Here is a 16,187-nt window from a genome sequence, read left to right on the forward strand (position 1 = left end):
AGGCCGGATACAGCTCATTCTTCCTTCTCCCGCAGTGCGCCGCGGGAGAAGGAAGCGCGGGAACGCCGCGTGTACCGAGAGGCAGGGATCAGCCGTGGCGGACGAGAAGGTGCTGGACGCGCAGAAGTGGGTGAACGCCACGTACGGCAGTGTGGCGGGCTACGAGCGGTGCCCGGAGAACGGCCGGACGGGCTGGGGCACCATGAACTCCCTGATCATGGGCCTCCAGCACGAGCTGGGCATCAGCCCCGTGGTCGCCGGTTTCGGCCCCACCACCATGGCCAAGGTGCAGGCCCTCGGCGAGATCGGCTTCGGCTGGGACAAGAACCGCAATATCGTCGCGATTCTCGAACGCGGCCTGTTCTGCAAGGGCTACTGGGCCGTGGAACCCGACAGCTACGGCTGGTACACCGGTGTGACGCGGGAAGCGGTGAAGAAGCTCCGCTCCAACATGGGCATACCCGAAGGCGACGGCACGGTCAGCGCCACGATCTTCAAGTGCATTCTCAACATGGACGCCTACGTGGTCGTCGCCGGAGGCACGGACAAGATCCGCGATATCCAGCGGTGGCTCAACGGGCGTTACTGGCAGAAGAGCGCCTACAACATCGGCCCCTGCGACGGGATCTACTCCCGTGACGTGCAGAAGGCGCTGATGATCGCGATCCAGTACGAACTGGGCATCGCCTCCCCGAACGGTGTCTTCGGCCCCGGCACCCAGGCCGGGCTGCGGAACAAGAACGTCGGCCCCGGCGACTCGGGCGTATTCGTCGAACTGTTCTCCGCGGCCTGCGTGTTCAACGAACCGATCGGTGACTACCGCACCGGCCAGCGCGGCACCTACGACGACGCGCTCGCGCAATACGTCAAGGCGTTCCAGAGGTTCTCGCAGATCTCCGGCGACGGCGCCCCGTCCTACGGCCGCGGTGACTACACCACGTGGGCGCAGCTGCTGGTGTCCATGGGGGACGCGGACCGCCCGGCCAGCGGCTCGGACACCCGGTTCGAGATCACCGCTTCGCGGGCGAAGTGGATGTACGCCAACGGATACCGCATCGTGGGGCGGTACCTGTACGACCCGCCGGGTTCAAAACTCGACAAGGAGATCAAGCCCGGCGAGCTGAAGACCATCTTCGACAACAAGCTCAAGGTCTTCCCGATCTACCAGGACAACGCCCGCGAACTCGCCGACTTCAGCTACACCCACGGCTACCAGCATGCGCTGAACGCCCATAAACTCGCCTCGGAATACGGCTTCAACCGCGGAACCGTCATCTACTTCGCCGTCGACTACGACGCCACCCAGCAGGAAATCGACTCGGCGATGGTGCCCTACTTCCAGGGCGTGTCCGCCGGACTCGCCAGTCAGGGCAAGAAGTACGTCCACGGCGTCTACGGATCGCGCAATGTGTGCACGAACGTCACCAACAAGACGTTCGCCCGCTACTCGTTCGTGTCCGGAATGTCCTGGGGATTCTCCGGAAATCTCGGCTTCACCTTGCCCACGAACTGGGCGTTCAACCAGATCAAGGAGTTCAAGGCCACCAACGGTTCCGACGTCTTCGACCTCGACCGCGACGTGTGGCGGGTGGGGAGCGACCCCGGCTCCGACAGCGTCAACGTCCCGACCGGGCCGGCCGACGGTTTCATCGCGTACATCGAGAAACTGTACGGCGTCGCGGTCGACTACAAATCCTCCGACCGCAGCCCCTCGCAGCTCGTCATGGAGTACATCCGGCACGCCGAATACGGCAACAAGGACTGGCAGAACGAGCTGGGCTGGTGGTTCCTGATCGGCGGCTACGACGAGGACTTCGTCACGTTCGCCAACTCCAGGGGCATGACCATCATGAAGGAGTTCAAGGACCCCTTCACCGGCTACAACCTGGGCGCCGAGCACATGATGGCCACCGCCAACGGGCACTTCCTCACACCGCAGGACTCCCAGCAGAAGAGCGCCAACGGCGGCGATGTCGCGGGCTGGGGCGGCGACCTGATGACGTTCTACGCGGACTGGCGCAACTCGGAGGAGCAGTACGCGTCCGGGAAGGCGTTCTGCGACGCGAAACTGGCCGTTCCCGGTGTGGCGTCGTCGTTCGGTTTCAGCGACCTGATCGAGGACGCCGACGGCTACCTCATCGCGCGCGCCGTGCGCGACGGGAAGAAAACCATCGTCGAGGCCGTGAAGGAGCACTACAACAACGGCGGGGGACTGCGCCGGTTCAACAACTTCTTCGCGGGCCGGTGGGGAACGGCCGAGAACTGCAAGTACGCTGCCCACAACGTGCTCACCGCGTCTAATATCACCCTGGGCCTCGGACGGAAGCAACTCATCGCGCTGGCCGGTGCGATGCTTCCGACGGTGCTGCAGAATCTGCCGGGCGGGTCGGCGAAGCTGGACTCGTTCGAGCAGGGCTTCGTGGACGCCATTGTGCGGCGTTTGGGGATGGAGACCCGGTCCGCGTCCGTGTACCGGGCGAACCACGAGAAGTATCTGCGGGCGGCCCGTTCCCGCGCGGCTCTACGCGCACAGGAGAACTGACGGCCGGGAGTACAGGGCGTGAAACAACTGGTGGTGCTGCTTGCGGTGATCGTGATCGCCGCATGGTGTGTGTGGAGTGTCTGGAGCGCGATCGTCGCGGTGAAGTGGGCGGTCACCGGGGTGTGGCGGCGGCCACGGTGGTGGGTGCACGTCACGTCGGCACTGTTCTTCGCCGATGTGCTGGTGTGGCTCCGGGGGGCGTTGTCCGGCGGGCTGAACACGGAAAAGATCTGCCGGTTCGCGCACCACACCGTGTACGACCCCTCCTACCGGGAGCGGCACGGTGACGGCCTGTGGAACGTGTTCCCGCTGCACAACCACTGCAACGCGCAGTACGACCTCGTACCTGCCTGGGTGAATCCAACTGTTGGCGTTCTCACCGTCTGCACCGTCGTCGCCCTGTGCGGAGCGGTGCGGTCGGTGACAGTCCGAAGGAAGAGGCATGAGGAAGCTCATTGACCGCCGCCGGGTCCTGGCCGCCGGTGCCGGGCTGGGTGCCGCCGCGGCCCTGGCACCGGTTCTGCCCGGCACCGCACAAGCCGCCACGGCACAAGCGGGCACGGCACAAGCCGCGGACAGCCCTCGGAGCAGAGCCTGGAACGGAACGAGATCGGCGAACGGGTGGCCGGTCCTGGACCACGCCGAGAGCTTCGGGATCGAAGGCTCCGGCCGGTCGGTCCGGCTCGCCACCGGCCCCGCGGCGGTGATCCTGCTGCATGTGGCACGCCGGTTCCACTACGAGATCGACGGCCTCCGCGAAGGCGACGTACAGGGCCACACCCGGTCACGCGACATCCTCCAGCGATACGAGTCCAACCACCTGTCCGGCACCGCCATAGCGATCCGGCCTCGCGCCTATCCGGTGGGGGTGAAGGGCGGCCTGTACCCGCGTGAGCTGGTCGTCGTCCGCGACATCCTGGCGGAGCTCGACGGCGTGGTGGCGTGGGGCGGCGACTTCGGCACGCCGAAGGAGTCGCACTTCGAGATCGCGTACCAGCCGGGACATCCCGAAGTGGACGCTCTCGCGCGCAGGATCCAGACATGGAACAGCGGTTCCGGGGGCGAGGGGGCCGGGGCGACGGACGCATTCGACCCGGAGCGCCAGGCCCAGGCACGGGCCTTCGCCCGCCGGGCCGGGTAGTCGCGGCTGAAGCTGCGCGCCGTCGCCGCTGACACCGGCCGCTCGCACCGGGAGGCGAGGGCGTTAGCCGGGTGTTAGCGGAGCGGCAGCGTTTCGCCAAGGGCCTTGGACAGAGTGGGTGTCGTACCGAGAAGACAACGACACCCACTGTTCCTGGGGGACCCGAAATGAGCTCCAGCGCCACCGTCCGCACCGCCCGTCGCCGTACGCTGCGGGTTGCCGCCGCCAGCCTGGTCGCGGCCGCCGGCCTGACCCTGACCGCCTGTTCCGGGTCGGAGGCGGCCGGTACGAAGGCTGCGAACCGGGCGGATTCGGGTGTGGCCGCCGCGGACCCCGAGAGTGCGGGCTCCGCCACCGGAGAGCAGAGCGCCGATGCCCAGGGTGGCTCCGGCGCGAAGGCCGACACGAAGCCCGAGGCGAAGCCCGAGACCAAGACGGGCGCTGCGGGCAAGCAGCTGGGCAGCCCGAACGCCGCCCGGGGAGGCAAGGCGGCAACCCCGGTCCGCACCACGCCCCTGGCGGACGGCATCAGCAAGGCCGAGATCTACCAGCTCGGTGAGCAGCGCTACCGTGCCAAGATCGTCGCCCGCGGCGATGTCCTGGCCACGATGGAGACGAACGGGCACGACGCCGGGCTCGACGCCAACGACATGTTCGTCGTGCTCACACTGGGCGGAAAGGTCCACTCCTGGATGGGCGGGGGACACACCGGTCCGGGCACCTTCAAGCTGGCGGGGGGTTGGACGGCCAAGGTCACGAAGACCGGCGAACTCCGGTACCGCGCGCAGATCCTCGGCAGGGACAACGCGGTGTACGGAACGGTCGAGGCGAATCAGCACGACGCCGGGCTCGACGCCAACGGCGTATACATCGTGCTCAGCAGCGGCGGAGTGATTAGCGCACACGAGTAAGCGCACACGAGTAAGCGCATTGAGTGGATGCCCGCCCTCCTCGGCCGCAGCCCCTGCCCTGACTCCGGGCAGGGGCGAAGCCTTGCACGGGCTCCCGGGGCCCGTTACGTATGGCCGGCGAGTTGGAGCATCTCGACCCTTCCGTTGCCTCCTCCGTCGTCCAGGACCAGGAAGGTGGCGCGTGAACCCTGGCTCAGGCGGATCTGGAACTGATCGCCCTGCAACCTCTTGTAGTTCGTGTCTCCGGCCCTCGCGGCCGCCTGGGCGGGGTGGAGCCCCTCGCTCTGGATAGCGTTCTGGAAGATGTCGAACTTTTCCTGCTCGGAATTGGTGAGCTGACCGACGACTTCCATTCGGCTCTTATCGAACGTCCACGGCATGGCGTGCGGCTATTCCGTCGTCACGGTGATGTCTTCGAGGGTCAGATTTTTGACAGCCAGTTCGACGCCGCCGAACGAGCGCTCGAACTCATTTCGGCCCACCCTGAGTGCGTTGACCTCGGTGGACGAACCACCGGCTGTCATCTCGAAGTTGCCATCGGCCTTGCAGTCGACGATCACCTTGGTCTGCCTGCCGAAGGCCCAGGTGGGGATGTGTGCCTGCACTTCCTGTGGGGCCAGGCGAAAAGGACCAGCCATGGGGACTCCCGTGATTCTCGAATTTTCCTATACTCGCCAGTCTGCTTACCCGTGATGGGTGGGTAATCCACGCCAAGGGCGGTGTTTTCTGTGGTGAATCGTTTCCCTTGCGCACATTTTCCATCAGGTTTCCGCACGGGTCGGGGTGGGCAGCGTGAACAGCTCAATCAGCCAGATCGTGATCGCGGTCCTGGGTATCGGCGGCACGCTCGCGGCCGCCGTGATCACACAGCGCGGTGCCGAGCGCGCCAGGGCCCGCGAGCTGGAACACACCAGGCAACTTCAGCGGGACGAGCGGGAGTACGCCACGCGTCAGGCTCGGTTCGAGGCGCGGCGCACGTGCTACGCCGCCCTCAGCGCCGGTACGCGCGACTTGGCCAACGTGATGCAGCAGGTTCTCCATGCCCTGGAGAGCGGCGGGATGACCGGGGAGCTGCGGTCGGACCTGGAGCGGGCACGCCGTGAGCACCGCCTGCGTCACGCCGAGGCCCAGATGGTGCTGCCCGACGCCGTGGCGACGGCGGCCAGCACGGCGAACCGTCATCTCGGCGATCTCTACGGCCTGCTGAAGCGCCTCGACGGAGGCACCGCGCAGCGGGGAGAGGACCTGGGCGTCGCCCGGGAGGGCATGGACAAGCTGTGGGACCCCCTGTGGAGCATGCGCCACGTCATGCGTGTCGATCTGGGGATCACGGATTCCCGGTGAGGAGCGGACGAACGGCGCCGCCCGGCAGACCGGTGAGGGTCTGCCGGGCGGCGCCGTTTCGCTGTGCGGCTGCGTCGTCATGACGCCGGGGCCCGCGCCGCATCGGACGGTGGTCAGGCGGTGGTGTACGCGCCGGTCTCGATGTCCTCGATCAGGGTCGGTCCGGTGGGGGTCCAGGCGAGGGCCTGGCGGGTCAGGTCGCTGGTGGCGGTCATGGTGGTGGCGAAGAAGCCGGCGACGAAGCCGAAGTGCGCGGCGGCGTCCTCCGGGGCGATCGAGGCGACCGGGAGGCCGAGGTGGCGGCCGATGGCTTCCGCGATCGACTTGGTGGTGACGGCCTCCTCGGTGATGGCGTGCAGCCGTGTACCGGCGGGGGCCTTCTCCAGGCCGAGGCGGATGAGCCGGGCCGCGTCGTCGCGGTGCACCGCCGACCAGGTGGTGGAGCCGTCCCCTATGTAGCCGGAGACGCCCTGCTTGCGGGCGGCGGCGACGAGGAAGTTGACGAAGCCCCAGTCGCCGGGGCCGTGGACGCTCGGCGCGAAGCGGGTGATCATCGTCCGCACGCCCTGGGGGACGTAGTCCAGTGCGAGGTTCTCGCTGCCGCCCCGGTTCGAGTGCGGGCCGACGGCCGGGGAAACGTCGGTTTCCGTGGCGGAGCGGCCCTGGACGAGACCGGAGATGGGCGCGGCGACGAGGAACGGGCGGTCGGTGCCGACCAGCGTTTCGGCGAGGGCCTGTACCGAGGCGCGCTCGGAGCGGTCGGACTCGGCCGGGTTGCCCCAGTCGTGCTTGTTGGCCATGTGGACGACCGCGTCGGCCTGTGCGGCGCCCCGGCGCAGGGAGTCCAGGTCGTCCAGGTCGCCGCGGAGGACGCCGGCCCCCTTGGACGTCAGAGTCTGCTCGGCCTCGTCCGACCGGGCGAGCCCGATGACCTGGTGGCCCGCGGACATCAGCTCGTCCACGATGGCGGAGCCGATCCAGCCGGTCGCTCCAGTGACAAAAGTACGCATGTGTGTGATCTCCGGATTGTTGTTGTGTGGGTATAGGTGGGGGGAGAGGGAGGTGGATGAGGTGCGGGGGAGGGGTGTCCGCCTACCCCGCTGCCGTGTCTCGTCGGTCGCGTGTGGTTCCCGCTACGGCGAGCGTTCCGGCGAGCAGGGTGAGCAGCGCGGCCACGCGCAGGGCGGCTCCTGCGCCGCTGGTGAACGCCTCGGTGATCGTGCTGTGTTCGGCCGGGGCCAGGGCCAGTGCTTCCGCCACGGTGTGGGGAACGGGGGCGTGGTGGCTCAGAGCGGCCGGCAGGTCATGGGTGAAGCCGGCGGTGAGGATGGTGCCGACGACGGCGACTCCCAGCGCGCTGCCCAGTTCCCGGGTCGCGGACTGCAGTCCGCCGGCGATTCCGGCCTGTTCGACGGGCAGGCTCGCGGCGATCTCCGCGGTCAGGCACGGCCCGGCGAGCATGACGCCGAGGCCGATGACGAACAGTGCCGCCGCGTAGACGGGGTAGGGCGCGGCCGTGGCGAAGGACAGCCCGAACAGGCCCGCGCCGGTGAGGAGGAAGGCTGCCGCGAGGGTTACGGGCAGACCGGCGCGGCGGATGAGCCCGGGGACGTAGCGGGTGCCCACCAGGAGCGGCAGGGTCAGCGGGATGATGCCGAGGCCCGCCTGCAGGACGGAGAACCCGCGGCCGTACTGGAGCAGTGAGGCGTTGACGTAGAAGAGGCCGAAGCTTCCGAAGAACAGGACGGTCATGCCGACGCAGGCGCTGCTGAGCAGCGGGTTGCGGAACAGCCGGGGGTCGAGCATGGGGTGGGGCACGCGGAGTTCGACCAGGACCCAGGCGAGGCCGAGCACGAGGGCGCAGGCGAAGGCAGCCAGGACGACCGTGCTGGTCCAGCCCTGTTCGGGCCCTTGGATGATGCCGGTCAGCAGGGCGATGACGGCGGCGACGAACAGCACCGTACCCGGCAGGTCGAGACTGCGGGCGTGGCGTGCGCTGAGCGGCGCGCAGAGCGCCACCCACGCGAGGCAGCAGACGGCGACCAGCGCGACCGCCGCGAACAGGACGGGGTAGGGGCCCAGGCTCAGCAGGGCGCCGCCGCCGACGTTGCCGACGACGCCGCCGATGCCGGACGCCGCGGCCCACACCGCCAGCGCGTGCGGGCGGCGCTGTGGCGTTGTGGCGTGGATGAGGATGCCGACGCAGTTGGGGAGCACGCACGCCGCCCCCAGGCCGGTGACGGCGCGCCCGATGAGCATGACGGGCACGTTCGGTGCCACGGCCGAGAGGGCGGCGCCGGCCGCGAAGATGCCCAGCCCTGCCAGGAGGGTGCCCTTACGGCCGAACTTGTCACCGGCGGCCCCGGCGGGGATGACCAGGCAGGCGAAGACGACGACGTAGGCGTCGACGATCCACAGCAGGCCGGACGATGTCGGATGCAGCGGGCTCGCTGCCAGCTTCGGTACGGCGAGGTTGATCGCGGCGACGAATCCGACGACCAGGGCGGTGCACACGCTCATGCCGGCGAGCACCAGGCCAGGCCGTTGCGCCTGGCTCACGGGGCGTTCCAGCGTGGAGACCATGGGTTGTGCTCCCTTTCGGATGCTTTCGGGAGGGGCGGGTGGCGGGGCCCGGTGCGCGGGCCGACTTCAGGCGGTTTGCCGCGCCAGGACGGAGGTGACCGGTGCTGCGCCGCGGGCTGCGGCACTTACGAGTCACGATGTCTCGTAAAACGTAGCACATGCGAGACACGGTGACTCGTTATGGTGGTGTCATGGTGGAGGAACACGGCCGCAGTGGGCGGCCCCGTAGTGAGCGCGCCCGTAGGGCGGTCCTGAACGCGGCCGACGATCTGCTCGTCGAGATCGGATACGCGGCGCTGACCATGAAGGGCATCGCGGAGCGGGCCGGAGTGGGGCGGCAGACCGTCTACCGGTGGTGGTCGAGCAAGGCGGAGATCCTCTACGAGGCCAGCGCCATCGACGCGCAGCAGGAACTCGCGGTGCCCCTGACCGACGACCCGTCCGAGGATCTCGCGGCCTATCTGGACGCGTTCGTGGAGTTCCTCGTGAACTCCCACGCCGGAGCCGCTTACCGGGCGCTCATCGGAGAGGCCCAGCACGACAAGGTCGTCGCGGCCCTGCTGTCCTCAAGGGACATCCTCGGCGAGAGCGCGGCGCGAGTCGTCGGACCGGCACTCGACGCGAGCGACAGCGCGCTGTCGGTCGAACAGGCGACGGCGTTCCTCATCGGTCCGCCCTTCTTCCACATCCTGTCGGGGCGCAGCGCGGAAAGCGTGGACACCCGGCAGCTGGCCAGGGAGTTCCTGCGCGTCCTCGGCGTTCGCTGATACCGGGCGCCCGGTCCGGCCGGTCCCCGCCGGTGCCATTCGGGTCGTCCGCGTTCCCGCGGGGGGCCAGGGTGAAGCGAGGGGGCCGCGGCGGTGGAACCGGACAGGGGACCACCTGTCGCCCCGCTCGGATGTTCGAGTCTGCTTGCCGGATGAACCGTACGGTCGGCAGCTCAGCCGGGCCGTGACCGGATGCCGACTCGAACGCTCCGCTGGCCGGTTGCGCATGATGTGGTCCCGAGATGACAGCCATAGCGTGAGCCCGCCTCTTCTCAGTACGCCGACGGGAAAGGAACGGACGCAATGGCTGTCATCAACCTCATGGTCCTCGAAGGGGACGAGCAGGAGCCCGAGGGCTGGACCAAGATCAGCAAGGACCTGAACGCCGGCGCGGGCGGAAGCTACCTGTACTTCGCCTTCGAGACCGACAGCAAGCAGGCCGCGCCCAACGCCGCGTTCGGCCCCATCACCGACATCATCTTCCTGAGCAAGAGCGACGAGCCCCCGCACGGCTACCGCAAGCTCAACAAGGACCTGAACGCCGGCGCGGGCGGCGAGTTCATCTACGCCGCCTACACCCGCAGCCCCGACCAGGGCTCCCCGGTCAACTCGCTGGACGTCGCGCTCACCGACAACCGCGACTACCAGCCGCCGAAGCCTTGGGAGCGCTACGACAAGGACCTCAACGCGGGCGCGGGCGGCAAGTACGTGTACCTGCTGCACATCTGATCCGGACGGCATCGCATCCGATCCGGACGGTAGCGCCGGAAGCGGGCGGCGGGGCGGGGCGGCGGTCTGCCGTTCCGCCCTTCGCCGCGTGCGCACGTATCCGCGTACGTGCCCCGCGTGCGTACGTGAAGGACGCACCTCCGTACGTGAAGACCCACCTCCGTACGGGAAGGACCCACCTCCGTACGTGAAGACCCACCTCCGTACGGCAAGTTCCAACCCCTCGCGCCCCTCGGCCGAGTGCATGGGAGAGTGACCGTGACGCCACTCGTCACCGATCTGACCGTCCTGGAGGGCGACGCGCCGACGCCCGCGGGCTGGACGCTGCTCGACGCGGACCTCAACGCCGGTACGGACCTGAACGCCGGAGCGGGCGGCGACCACATCTTCCTGACGTACCACAACGAGTGAGAGGGAGAGTGCCGTATGTCGTCGGCATACCGTTCGCACCTTCCGGCCTCCGTACTCCAGGCCCTGCGGCGCGGTCCCCGGAGCGGCGGCCTGCAAGCCGTATTCCTGATGCAGGAAAACCGTTCGTTGGACGGTTGAAGCCTCCTGTAACAGCCTAGGCCGGCTCAGCGCGAGCGATCAGGGTCCCGATGTGGCCGGGCGTTGGGGCGCCGATCACCCGTACTTCGGGGGCTTTGAATCCGGCCGTCAGGAGCATGTCCGTCCACTGTTCGGGCGTGTAGCTGTAGCGGTAGGTGAACATCGCGGGCCCCGCGAAACCGCCCTTGTACATGCCCTGTGGGCCGTACGCGCCGGGGATGGCCGGGGGATGGGAGAACGCCAGGACCCCGCCCGGATTCAGCCTCTCGGCGGCCAGTGGCAGCAGCCTTGCCGGGTCCGTGAACCAGGCGGCCCCGAAGATCGAGTAAACGGCGTCGTACGTCTCCGTGCTGCTGCTCAGGTAGTCCAGCGCTTCGGCGCAGACGAACCGTGCCCCCAGCGGCCCCCACCGTTCGGTGGTGTTGGCGACCATCACGGGCGAGAGATCCACGCCGGTCGTCTTCACGCCCCGCTGTGCGAGGTAGGCCAGCGCCCGCCCGGTACCGCATCCCAGTTCCAGGGCCGTCGCGGGGTCGCCCAGTAGCTCAGGGCCGGGGCCGTGCCCGGCGTACTGCGTCCAGCAGAGAACGGGGTCAGCGTCGAACACCTTGTCCTGGGTGCTCTCGGCGTAGGTGTCCCAGAGTTCGCGTTCACTGTCGATGTCGTGCGGTACGGGCAACGGGGTTCCTCTGTGTCGTGATGGGCAAGAGGGTGCCCCCGCCCTGGTTCAGGGCCTGGGGGCGAGGGCAGCCTAGTGCCGTGTCAGTGGCTGTCGGGCACCTTGTTGTCACACGGTGAGCAGTCGGACGCGTCCACCTCCCACAACTCGTCATCGACGGTGAACCCGTTCTTACGGATGATCTCCGCCGTGCGCATCACGGTGCCGTCCCGGCGGCGCTCTACCAGCGGAGCATGGTGTTTGTACCGCCCACCGTTGTACTCGTCGCACAGTGCGAAGTAGAGCGGAGTGTCGAGGATGAGCTGATGGACGCCCACGTCCACGGTCTGGCCGACGCCCATGTCCACGCCGGGTGACTCCATGGCTGTGATCAGGTACGCGATGCCCTGTCCGAGGATGCGTTCGGCGAGGCTGCGCACGGCCACGCTGTCACGCAACAAGAGCGCCACCTCCCGCTCCCACAGATCAGTTACACCCACGTCTTCCACGAGATAGGGCACGCGCGCCTGAACGGCGTTGAGGACCACGCGCGGGTCACGGGTCCGCGTCTGGACTGCTGTGCTCATCGTGCGTTCTCCTGTCGTCGGAGTAGTGCACTGCGCTTGCGACCCGCCCGGCCGCCTCCGCTTCACGGCGTCCGGCTGGGTGGGGGTGTGCTGCCCGCCGGAGCGGGGTGGTGCCCGCTTCCTTGCCGAGTCCCGCCGCTTCGGCAGGGGGCCTGGCGCGGCACGGGGCAAGAGGGCGGGTGTCTGTGGATAGCCGATTGTCGGCTTGCCGGTGATGCGTTCACGCACCCGTTCCACCAGTTCGGCCCGCTTGATCTTCTGGTCTTCGGTCGCGCGGCGGTCCTTGGTCACGATGGCGCTGCGGGGGGCGCGCTTCTGTGCGTGGCACAGGCATGACTTAGGCGCAGTCGCCCTCCGGGCCGAGGTCTGGGAGGCGGAGGCACGCTTCGCAGTTCACGGCGCGACGCCAGGCGGTGGTCTCGTCAATGTCCTTCTCGGCGCCGCAGAGAGGGAGGTACTTCTCGTCGCCGACCACGAGGAACTTGTGGACGGTGAAAACGTCGTCTCCGACGGTGACGCCGAAGGGGATCACCGTGCAGCCTCGCGCTCGTTGGGGGCGCTCGTGGAGCGGTCGTGGTCGGGGTGCCGACCGATGAGGATGCGACAGTACGCGGCCTTGGACCGGACGCTCGCCAGGAGCGCCCGCGTGGGAGCGGCATGCAGGCCGTAACTCCCTTTGTAGCGCGACGAGGTAGGGGCAGCCGGCCGGGGGCCCCATCCGGGCGCAGACGCCGCAAATCCCAGTGAACCATGTGCGAGTCCAGGGGAGTTACGGCGTCGCGCGCCGATGTGTGGGGTTGATCGTTCGCCATGCGTGACACCGCCCTCACGTCGTCCGGTGTCCAGCACGCTAGGGAGGCCGGTGTCTCTCCACCTACTGAGTTGCACGAGGTTGCACAGCAATCAGCCGAGAGCATCCAAGGCCGCTGTGATCAGCTCCCGAGCCTTGGCGCCGTAGACAGCATGGTCCGCCAATTCAGCGAACGCGTCGGCGTACATGCCCACTTCGCTGGGCTGGGTGATCGTTAGGTAGCCCGAAATCAGTTCGACGTTGACCTGTGCCGTGTCGTAGATCCAAAAGCCTTCGGCGGGCATACGGATGCGTCCGGGCCTCATGGGTACTACGCCCATGCTGACATTGGGCAGTGACCCGACGGTAAGCAAGTGTCCGAGCTGACCGACAAGGACCTCCGGCTCGCCGGGACCGTTGCGCAGGACCGATTCCTCTACAAGAAAGGCGAACTGCCGATCTCCTTCGTGGAGGACGCGTTGGCGTTCCATCCGGACGGCAACCGCGTCGGCGACATCATCGACTTCGACTCTCCGGCGCTGGACTGCCCGCAATACCGCTTCGGTGTAGGCGCGAGTCTGGATCATGCCGGGCACGAGCCAAGAGGAATAGGACCGAAAGCGGCGGGTGCGCTGATACAGCGGTAGCCGGACCTGTTGGGCGCGCTTCAATCCCGAGCGTTCCATGCGTCGCCAACCGACCCACATGCCTTCAGCGGTCCGGAGCATGGCAACCAGGTCTTCGGTCTGCTCTTCGGCCCCACACGCCTTGCACCACGCCCGGATGTCGTCAGCGGACGGGGGCGTACGAGCGTTCATGATCCGGGACGTCTTGGAACGGCTCCACTCGCAGCGCTCGGCAAGGTCGAGTCCGGACAGGCCGGCATCCCGGCAGAGTTCCGCGAGGCGATCCGCAAGAGCCTGCCGGGCCTGCTGTGCACTGGACGAAGCAGAAAGAGCCATGGTGCGCGATCGTCAGGCAGGCCGGTAATCAGCGTGGGGGATGGCCCGCTCCCATGCCGCTTCGTACGCCGTCGCATACTGCTTGGCCAGCTCCGGATCACGGTGGACTTCCATGCGCGGACCAGCCCACTGGCCGTCTCCGCTGAAGTGGTGCAGGATCACGGTTTCCTCGTCCATGACCCAACCGTCCAGCGCGGGGAGCAAGAGGCCAAGCGCGTTCGAGCGAGGCAACCAGCGCACGTCTTCGCCTGCTACGACGTTCGTAAAGGTGCCGTCGTACTCGTAACGCACGTAGTCGCTCAGCGGCTCCGAGACGATGCGTAGGCGGCGCATGTGGACCCCTCGACCGGTGGTCGCGGCCACCACGTCCAGCCATGAGCGCCACCACGACTCGCGGTCGTCCGGGTCGTACCGGTGTCCCTCCAGCCAGCGGATGAACTCCGGGTCATCCCGCATGTAGCTGTCCCGCATCTCAAGGTGCATCGCTGATCGTTGCGCCTTTGCGAGTGCTTCACGTACCGCTGTTGCCACCGTCGTCCTCGCTGTTGTCGTTGGCATCGGCTGCCCCCGCCACGCGGCCTGCCTCCTTCGGGCGGGGGATGAACTGGAGCATGTTGGCAGGGAGCCGGATCACTGTCTCGTGGTCCGGCACATCGGTGGAGTGCCCCGGAACCGAACCGATCTCTCGGACTGCGCGGACGGTCGGCTCGTCAGCCTTCCAAGACTGGATGACCAGATCCCCAGTCGTGTCGTCCAGCCAGATGGTGGGTGATCCGTCGTCCGGCGTGTTGGGCCAGATGCCCAGGAATTGAAACGACAATGTTCGCTCCTCCGCCAGTGGGTTGCACCAGTGTGCACGAGCGTCGCCCGGTTGGCTGATCACGTCAAGGGGGCCCATGCCGCGTTGTGGCCTGCGGATCCATGGGCGGGTAACCCCCCGTCCCCCTATGCAGATTGCCCCGGCCAGGGTCCAAGTCGGCGGGGGAGAGCCTTCGATCCGAAGGCGCCGGAACGGGATCTCGGATCGCGATCACGGACCGTGAGGCCGACGGGCGCCCCAGAGTGATCGGTTGGTCCGTGACCTAACGCGCTGATCATCGTTCGCGGGACATGATTACTCATAGGACAGTCACAGCGCTCGCGTTGACGGCCGCCGCCATGGGGAGCGGACTCGCCACAGCCACCCCCGCAGCAGCAGGCGGCATCATCGTCATCGCCTCTCCGTCGTTCAACAACGCATGTGCCAATCACGACACACACGCGAAGCCACGCGGGTATACGTCGAACGGGAGTGGTTCCGCGCAAGGGCTATTGGCGCAAGTGCCGCTCGCGAGTGCACTCAATCATTGCGGCGGGGCGGATCTGCCAGGCAGCGAGAACCTGTTCCAACTTCACGACCTGGCGAACGCCCCCATTCTCAGCCAGCAAAACCGGGGACAGAGCGCAGGTATGTGACAGGCAACCAGCGGGCCGTGCCGTGGGGGCTGCGGCGTGCCCGGCCGCTGCCGTACCAGCCGGACGCCCACGGGGCGCTCGGCGACGACGGCCGCTTCCCGCTGACGCTGGCCAACAGCGGCGCGGCCAGCGCCCATCTGACGCTCTATCCCTACAAGGGCGTCCGCCCTGTCGACGAGGTGCGGTACTACGACCACCCGGAGCACTTCGATGTCCGGGGCACCGACGAGGTGGTGTTCGCCCTCGCGGGCGAGGAGTACGCGTTCACGGTCATCGGCCCGAACGGTTTCCGCCGCGAGTTCGGCGGGCGGCCCGGGAGCGCGGGCGCCGGCCTCCGGGTGCGCTCACAGATCGCGGCGGAACCGCACCGCGAGCTGTCCCTCACCGTGCACAACCCGGGCACGGCGCCGGTCTCCTTCGACTTCGGACCCACCGGAGAGCACGCCGGAACCCGGTCCCACACCCTCAAGCCGGGCGAGGAGACCACCGTCTCCTGGGACACCGAGGCGCAGCACGGCTGGTACGACCTGACGCTGACCGCCGGCCCCGGCACGGCGGCCGTCTGCCACCGGCGCCTGATGGGGCACATCGAGAACGGTGCGGAGAGCGTCACCGGCTGAGCGGGCCGCGCGCGGGCGCGCCGTCCGCCGCCGCGCCGCCGCTCTCCTGGGCCGCTTCCGCGTGGGCCGCTTCCGCGCGGGTCGTTTCCGCGTGGCACAGGAGAGCGGCGCGCAGATCGAGGCGGTGGCGCAGGCGGGTGAGGTCGCGGCCGGTGAGGTGTTCTATGCGCTGGACGCGGTAGCGGACCGTGTTGACGTGGAGGTGGAGAGCGGCGGCGGTACGGGACCACGAGGCGTCGTGGCGGAGGAAGACCTCCAGGGTGTGCAGCAGGGTGCCGGTTTTGTCGTGCGCGGGGAGCAGCGGGTGCAGGGTGCGGGCGCTGAAGACGGCGCGTACGTCGGCGGGTACGGCGGCCAGCAGCTGTTCGAGGGTGGCGGGTGAGGGGGTGGCGGGTGAGGGGGTGTGCGGCATGGGGGTGCTCCTCGTACCGTCCGTCCCGGGCAGCCGACCCGGGGCATGGCCGTGCGCACTCGCCAGGTGAGAGCGCGGAATCGCATCGTAAATGCCAGGTGAATCGGGGCGGTAGTCGCGCTGATGCCAGGGCGGGG

The 16,187-nt window shown here is 68.1% G+C and carries 20 protein-coding genes; 9 read left to right on the forward strand and 11 right to left on the reverse strand.

What is annotated here, in order from left to right:
• Nucleotides 1–94: 94 nt before the first annotated feature.
• The 4 genes from A6A06_RS14500 to A6A06_RS14515 all read left to right on the forward strand — a co-directional run bounded on the left by A6A06_RS14500 (nucleotide 95) and on the right by A6A06_RS14515 (nucleotide 4,594).
• Complete coding sequence (locus tag A6A06_RS14500; RefSeq protein ID WP_073761607.1) at nucleotides 95–2,542, forward strand: glycoside hydrolase domain-containing protein; 2,448 nt, start codon at nucleotides 95–97, stop codon at nucleotides 2,540–2,542.
• An 18-nt stretch (nucleotides 2,543–2,560) separates the two neighbouring features.
• Nucleotides 2,561–3,001, forward strand: coding sequence for a hypothetical protein (locus tag A6A06_RS14505; RefSeq protein ID WP_079194010.1), 441 nt, complete (start codon nucleotides 2,561–2,563; stop codon nucleotides 2,999–3,001).
• Nucleotides 2,985–3,683, forward strand: coding sequence for a M15 family metallopeptidase (locus A6A06_RS14510; protein WP_073761608.1), 699 nt, complete (start codon nucleotides 2,985–2,987; stop codon nucleotides 3,681–3,683). The genes A6A06_RS14505 and A6A06_RS14510 overlap by 17 nt, the downstream gene beginning before the upstream one ends.
• Before the next feature lie 167 nt (nucleotides 3,684–3,850).
• Nucleotides 3,851–4,594, forward strand: a complete 744-nt coding sequence (locus A6A06_RS14515; RefSeq protein ID WP_073761609.1) for a hypothetical protein — start codon at nucleotides 3,851–3,853, stop codon at nucleotides 4,592–4,594.
• A gap of 104 nt (nucleotides 4,595–4,698) precedes the next feature.
• Here A6A06_RS14515 and A6A06_RS14520 read toward each other — a convergent pair whose 3' ends face one another.
• Together A6A06_RS14520 and A6A06_RS14525 are read right to left on the reverse strand one after the other, a co-directional pair.
• Complete coding sequence (locus A6A06_RS14520; RefSeq protein ID WP_073761610.1) at nucleotides 4,699–4,974, reverse strand: hypothetical protein; 276 nt, start codon at nucleotides 4,972–4,974, stop codon at nucleotides 4,699–4,701.
• Between the two features lie 9 nt (nucleotides 4,975–4,983).
• Nucleotides 4,984–5,232: a hypothetical protein gene (locus A6A06_RS14525; protein WP_053811092.1), complete on the reverse strand. Its 249-nt coding sequence runs from the start codon at nucleotides 5,230–5,232 to the stop codon at nucleotides 4,984–4,986.
• Nucleotides 5,233–5,386: 154 nt separating this feature from the next.
• On the opposite strand from A6A06_RS14525, the gene A6A06_RS14530 reads away from it, so the two are divergent.
• Complete coding sequence (locus A6A06_RS14530; RefSeq protein WP_073762154.1) at nucleotides 5,387–5,938, forward strand: hypothetical protein; 552 nt, start codon at nucleotides 5,387–5,389, stop codon at nucleotides 5,936–5,938.
• 113 nt (nucleotides 5,939–6,051) lie between these two features.
• Here the strand turns inward: A6A06_RS14530 and A6A06_RS14535 are convergent, their stop codons facing one another.
• Both A6A06_RS14535 and A6A06_RS14540 read right to left on the reverse strand, forming a co-directional pair.
• The gene (locus tag A6A06_RS14535; protein WP_073761611.1) at nucleotides 6,052–6,948 is read right to left on the reverse strand and encodes an SDR family oxidoreductase; all 897 of its coding nucleotides are present in this window, start codon (nucleotides 6,946–6,948) and stop codon (nucleotides 6,052–6,054) included.
• A gap of 82 nt (nucleotides 6,949–7,030) precedes the next feature.
• Entirely contained in the window at nucleotides 7,031–8,521 is a 1,491-nt protein-coding gene (locus A6A06_RS14540) for an MFS transporter (RefSeq protein ID WP_073761612.1), read from the reverse strand.
• A gap of 191 nt (nucleotides 8,522–8,712) precedes the next feature.
• Here A6A06_RS14540 and A6A06_RS14545 point away from each other — a divergent pair, with 191 nt between their 5' ends.
• The 3 genes from A6A06_RS14545 (at nucleotide 8,713) to A6A06_RS41665 (ending at nucleotide 10,428) form a co-directional block, all read left to right on the forward strand.
• Nucleotides 8,713–9,288 (forward strand): TetR/AcrR family transcriptional regulator, encoded by a 576-nt coding sequence (locus A6A06_RS14545; RefSeq protein ID WP_073761613.1) that lies wholly within the window; start codon nucleotides 8,713–8,715, stop codon nucleotides 9,286–9,288.
• A gap of 303 nt (nucleotides 9,289–9,591) precedes the next feature.
• Nucleotides 9,592–10,017, forward strand: coding sequence for a hypothetical protein (locus A6A06_RS14550; protein WP_073761614.1), 426 nt, complete (start codon nucleotides 9,592–9,594; stop codon nucleotides 10,015–10,017).
• A gap of 258 nt (nucleotides 10,018–10,275) precedes the next feature.
• Nucleotides 10,276–10,428 (forward strand): hypothetical protein, encoded by a 153-nt coding sequence (locus A6A06_RS41665; RefSeq protein WP_199930866.1) that lies wholly within the window; start codon nucleotides 10,276–10,278, stop codon nucleotides 10,426–10,428.
• A gap of 154 nt (nucleotides 10,429–10,582) precedes the next feature.
• On the opposite strand, the gene A6A06_RS14555 is transcribed toward A6A06_RS41665, so the two are convergent.
• The 6 genes from A6A06_RS14555 to A6A06_RS14580 form a co-directional block, all read right to left on the reverse strand.
• Complete coding sequence (locus A6A06_RS14555) at nucleotides 10,583–11,245, reverse strand: class I SAM-dependent methyltransferase (RefSeq protein ID WP_073761615.1); 663 nt, start codon at nucleotides 11,243–11,245, stop codon at nucleotides 10,583–10,585.
• Between the two features lie 83 nt (nucleotides 11,246–11,328).
• Entirely contained in the window at nucleotides 11,329–11,811 is a 483-nt protein-coding gene (locus tag A6A06_RS14560) for a hypothetical protein (RefSeq protein WP_073761616.1), read from the reverse strand.
• 337 nt (nucleotides 11,812–12,148) lie between these two features.
• Nucleotides 12,149–12,343, reverse strand: a complete 195-nt coding sequence (locus A6A06_RS14565) for a hypothetical protein (RefSeq protein WP_073761617.1) — start codon at nucleotides 12,341–12,343, stop codon at nucleotides 12,149–12,151.
• Between the two features lie 371 nt (nucleotides 12,344–12,714).
• Complete coding sequence (locus tag A6A06_RS14570; protein ID WP_073761618.1) at nucleotides 12,715–13,563, reverse strand: helix-turn-helix domain-containing protein; 849 nt, start codon at nucleotides 13,561–13,563, stop codon at nucleotides 12,715–12,717.
• 12 nt (nucleotides 13,564–13,575) lie between these two features.
• Complete coding sequence (locus A6A06_RS14575; protein WP_338015900.1) at nucleotides 13,576–14,094, reverse strand: DUF6879 family protein; 519 nt, start codon at nucleotides 14,092–14,094, stop codon at nucleotides 13,576–13,578.
• Nucleotides 14,075–14,383 (reverse strand): hypothetical protein, encoded by a 309-nt coding sequence (locus A6A06_RS14580; RefSeq protein ID WP_073761620.1) that lies wholly within the window; start codon nucleotides 14,381–14,383, stop codon nucleotides 14,075–14,077. Before A6A06_RS14580 ends, A6A06_RS14575 begins: the two co-directional genes overlap by 20 nt.
• 631 nt (nucleotides 14,384–15,014) lie before the next feature.
• Between A6A06_RS14580 and A6A06_RS14585 the strand changes: the two genes are divergently transcribed.
• Nucleotides 15,015–15,638 carry a phospholipase domain-containing protein gene (locus A6A06_RS14585; protein ID WP_199930867.1) on the forward strand — a complete coding sequence of 208 codons (624 nt, stop codon included), beginning with the start codon at nucleotides 15,015–15,017 and terminating at the stop codon, nucleotides 15,636–15,638.
• Here A6A06_RS14585 and A6A06_RS43910 read toward each other — a convergent pair.
• Nucleotides 15,628–16,050, reverse strand: a complete 423-nt coding sequence (locus tag A6A06_RS43910) for a helix-turn-helix domain-containing protein (RefSeq protein ID WP_079194012.1) — start codon at nucleotides 16,048–16,050, stop codon at nucleotides 15,628–15,630. The two genes, A6A06_RS14585 and A6A06_RS43910, sit on opposite strands and share 11 nt — an antisense overlap.
• Nucleotides 16,051–16,187 lie beyond the last annotated feature (137 nt).

Origin of the sequence: Streptomyces sp. CB02923, from assembly GCF_001905005.1 — a bacterium.
In the GTDB taxonomy this organism is placed as follows: Bacteria; Actinomycetota; Actinomycetes; order Streptomycetales; family Streptomycetaceae; genus Streptomyces.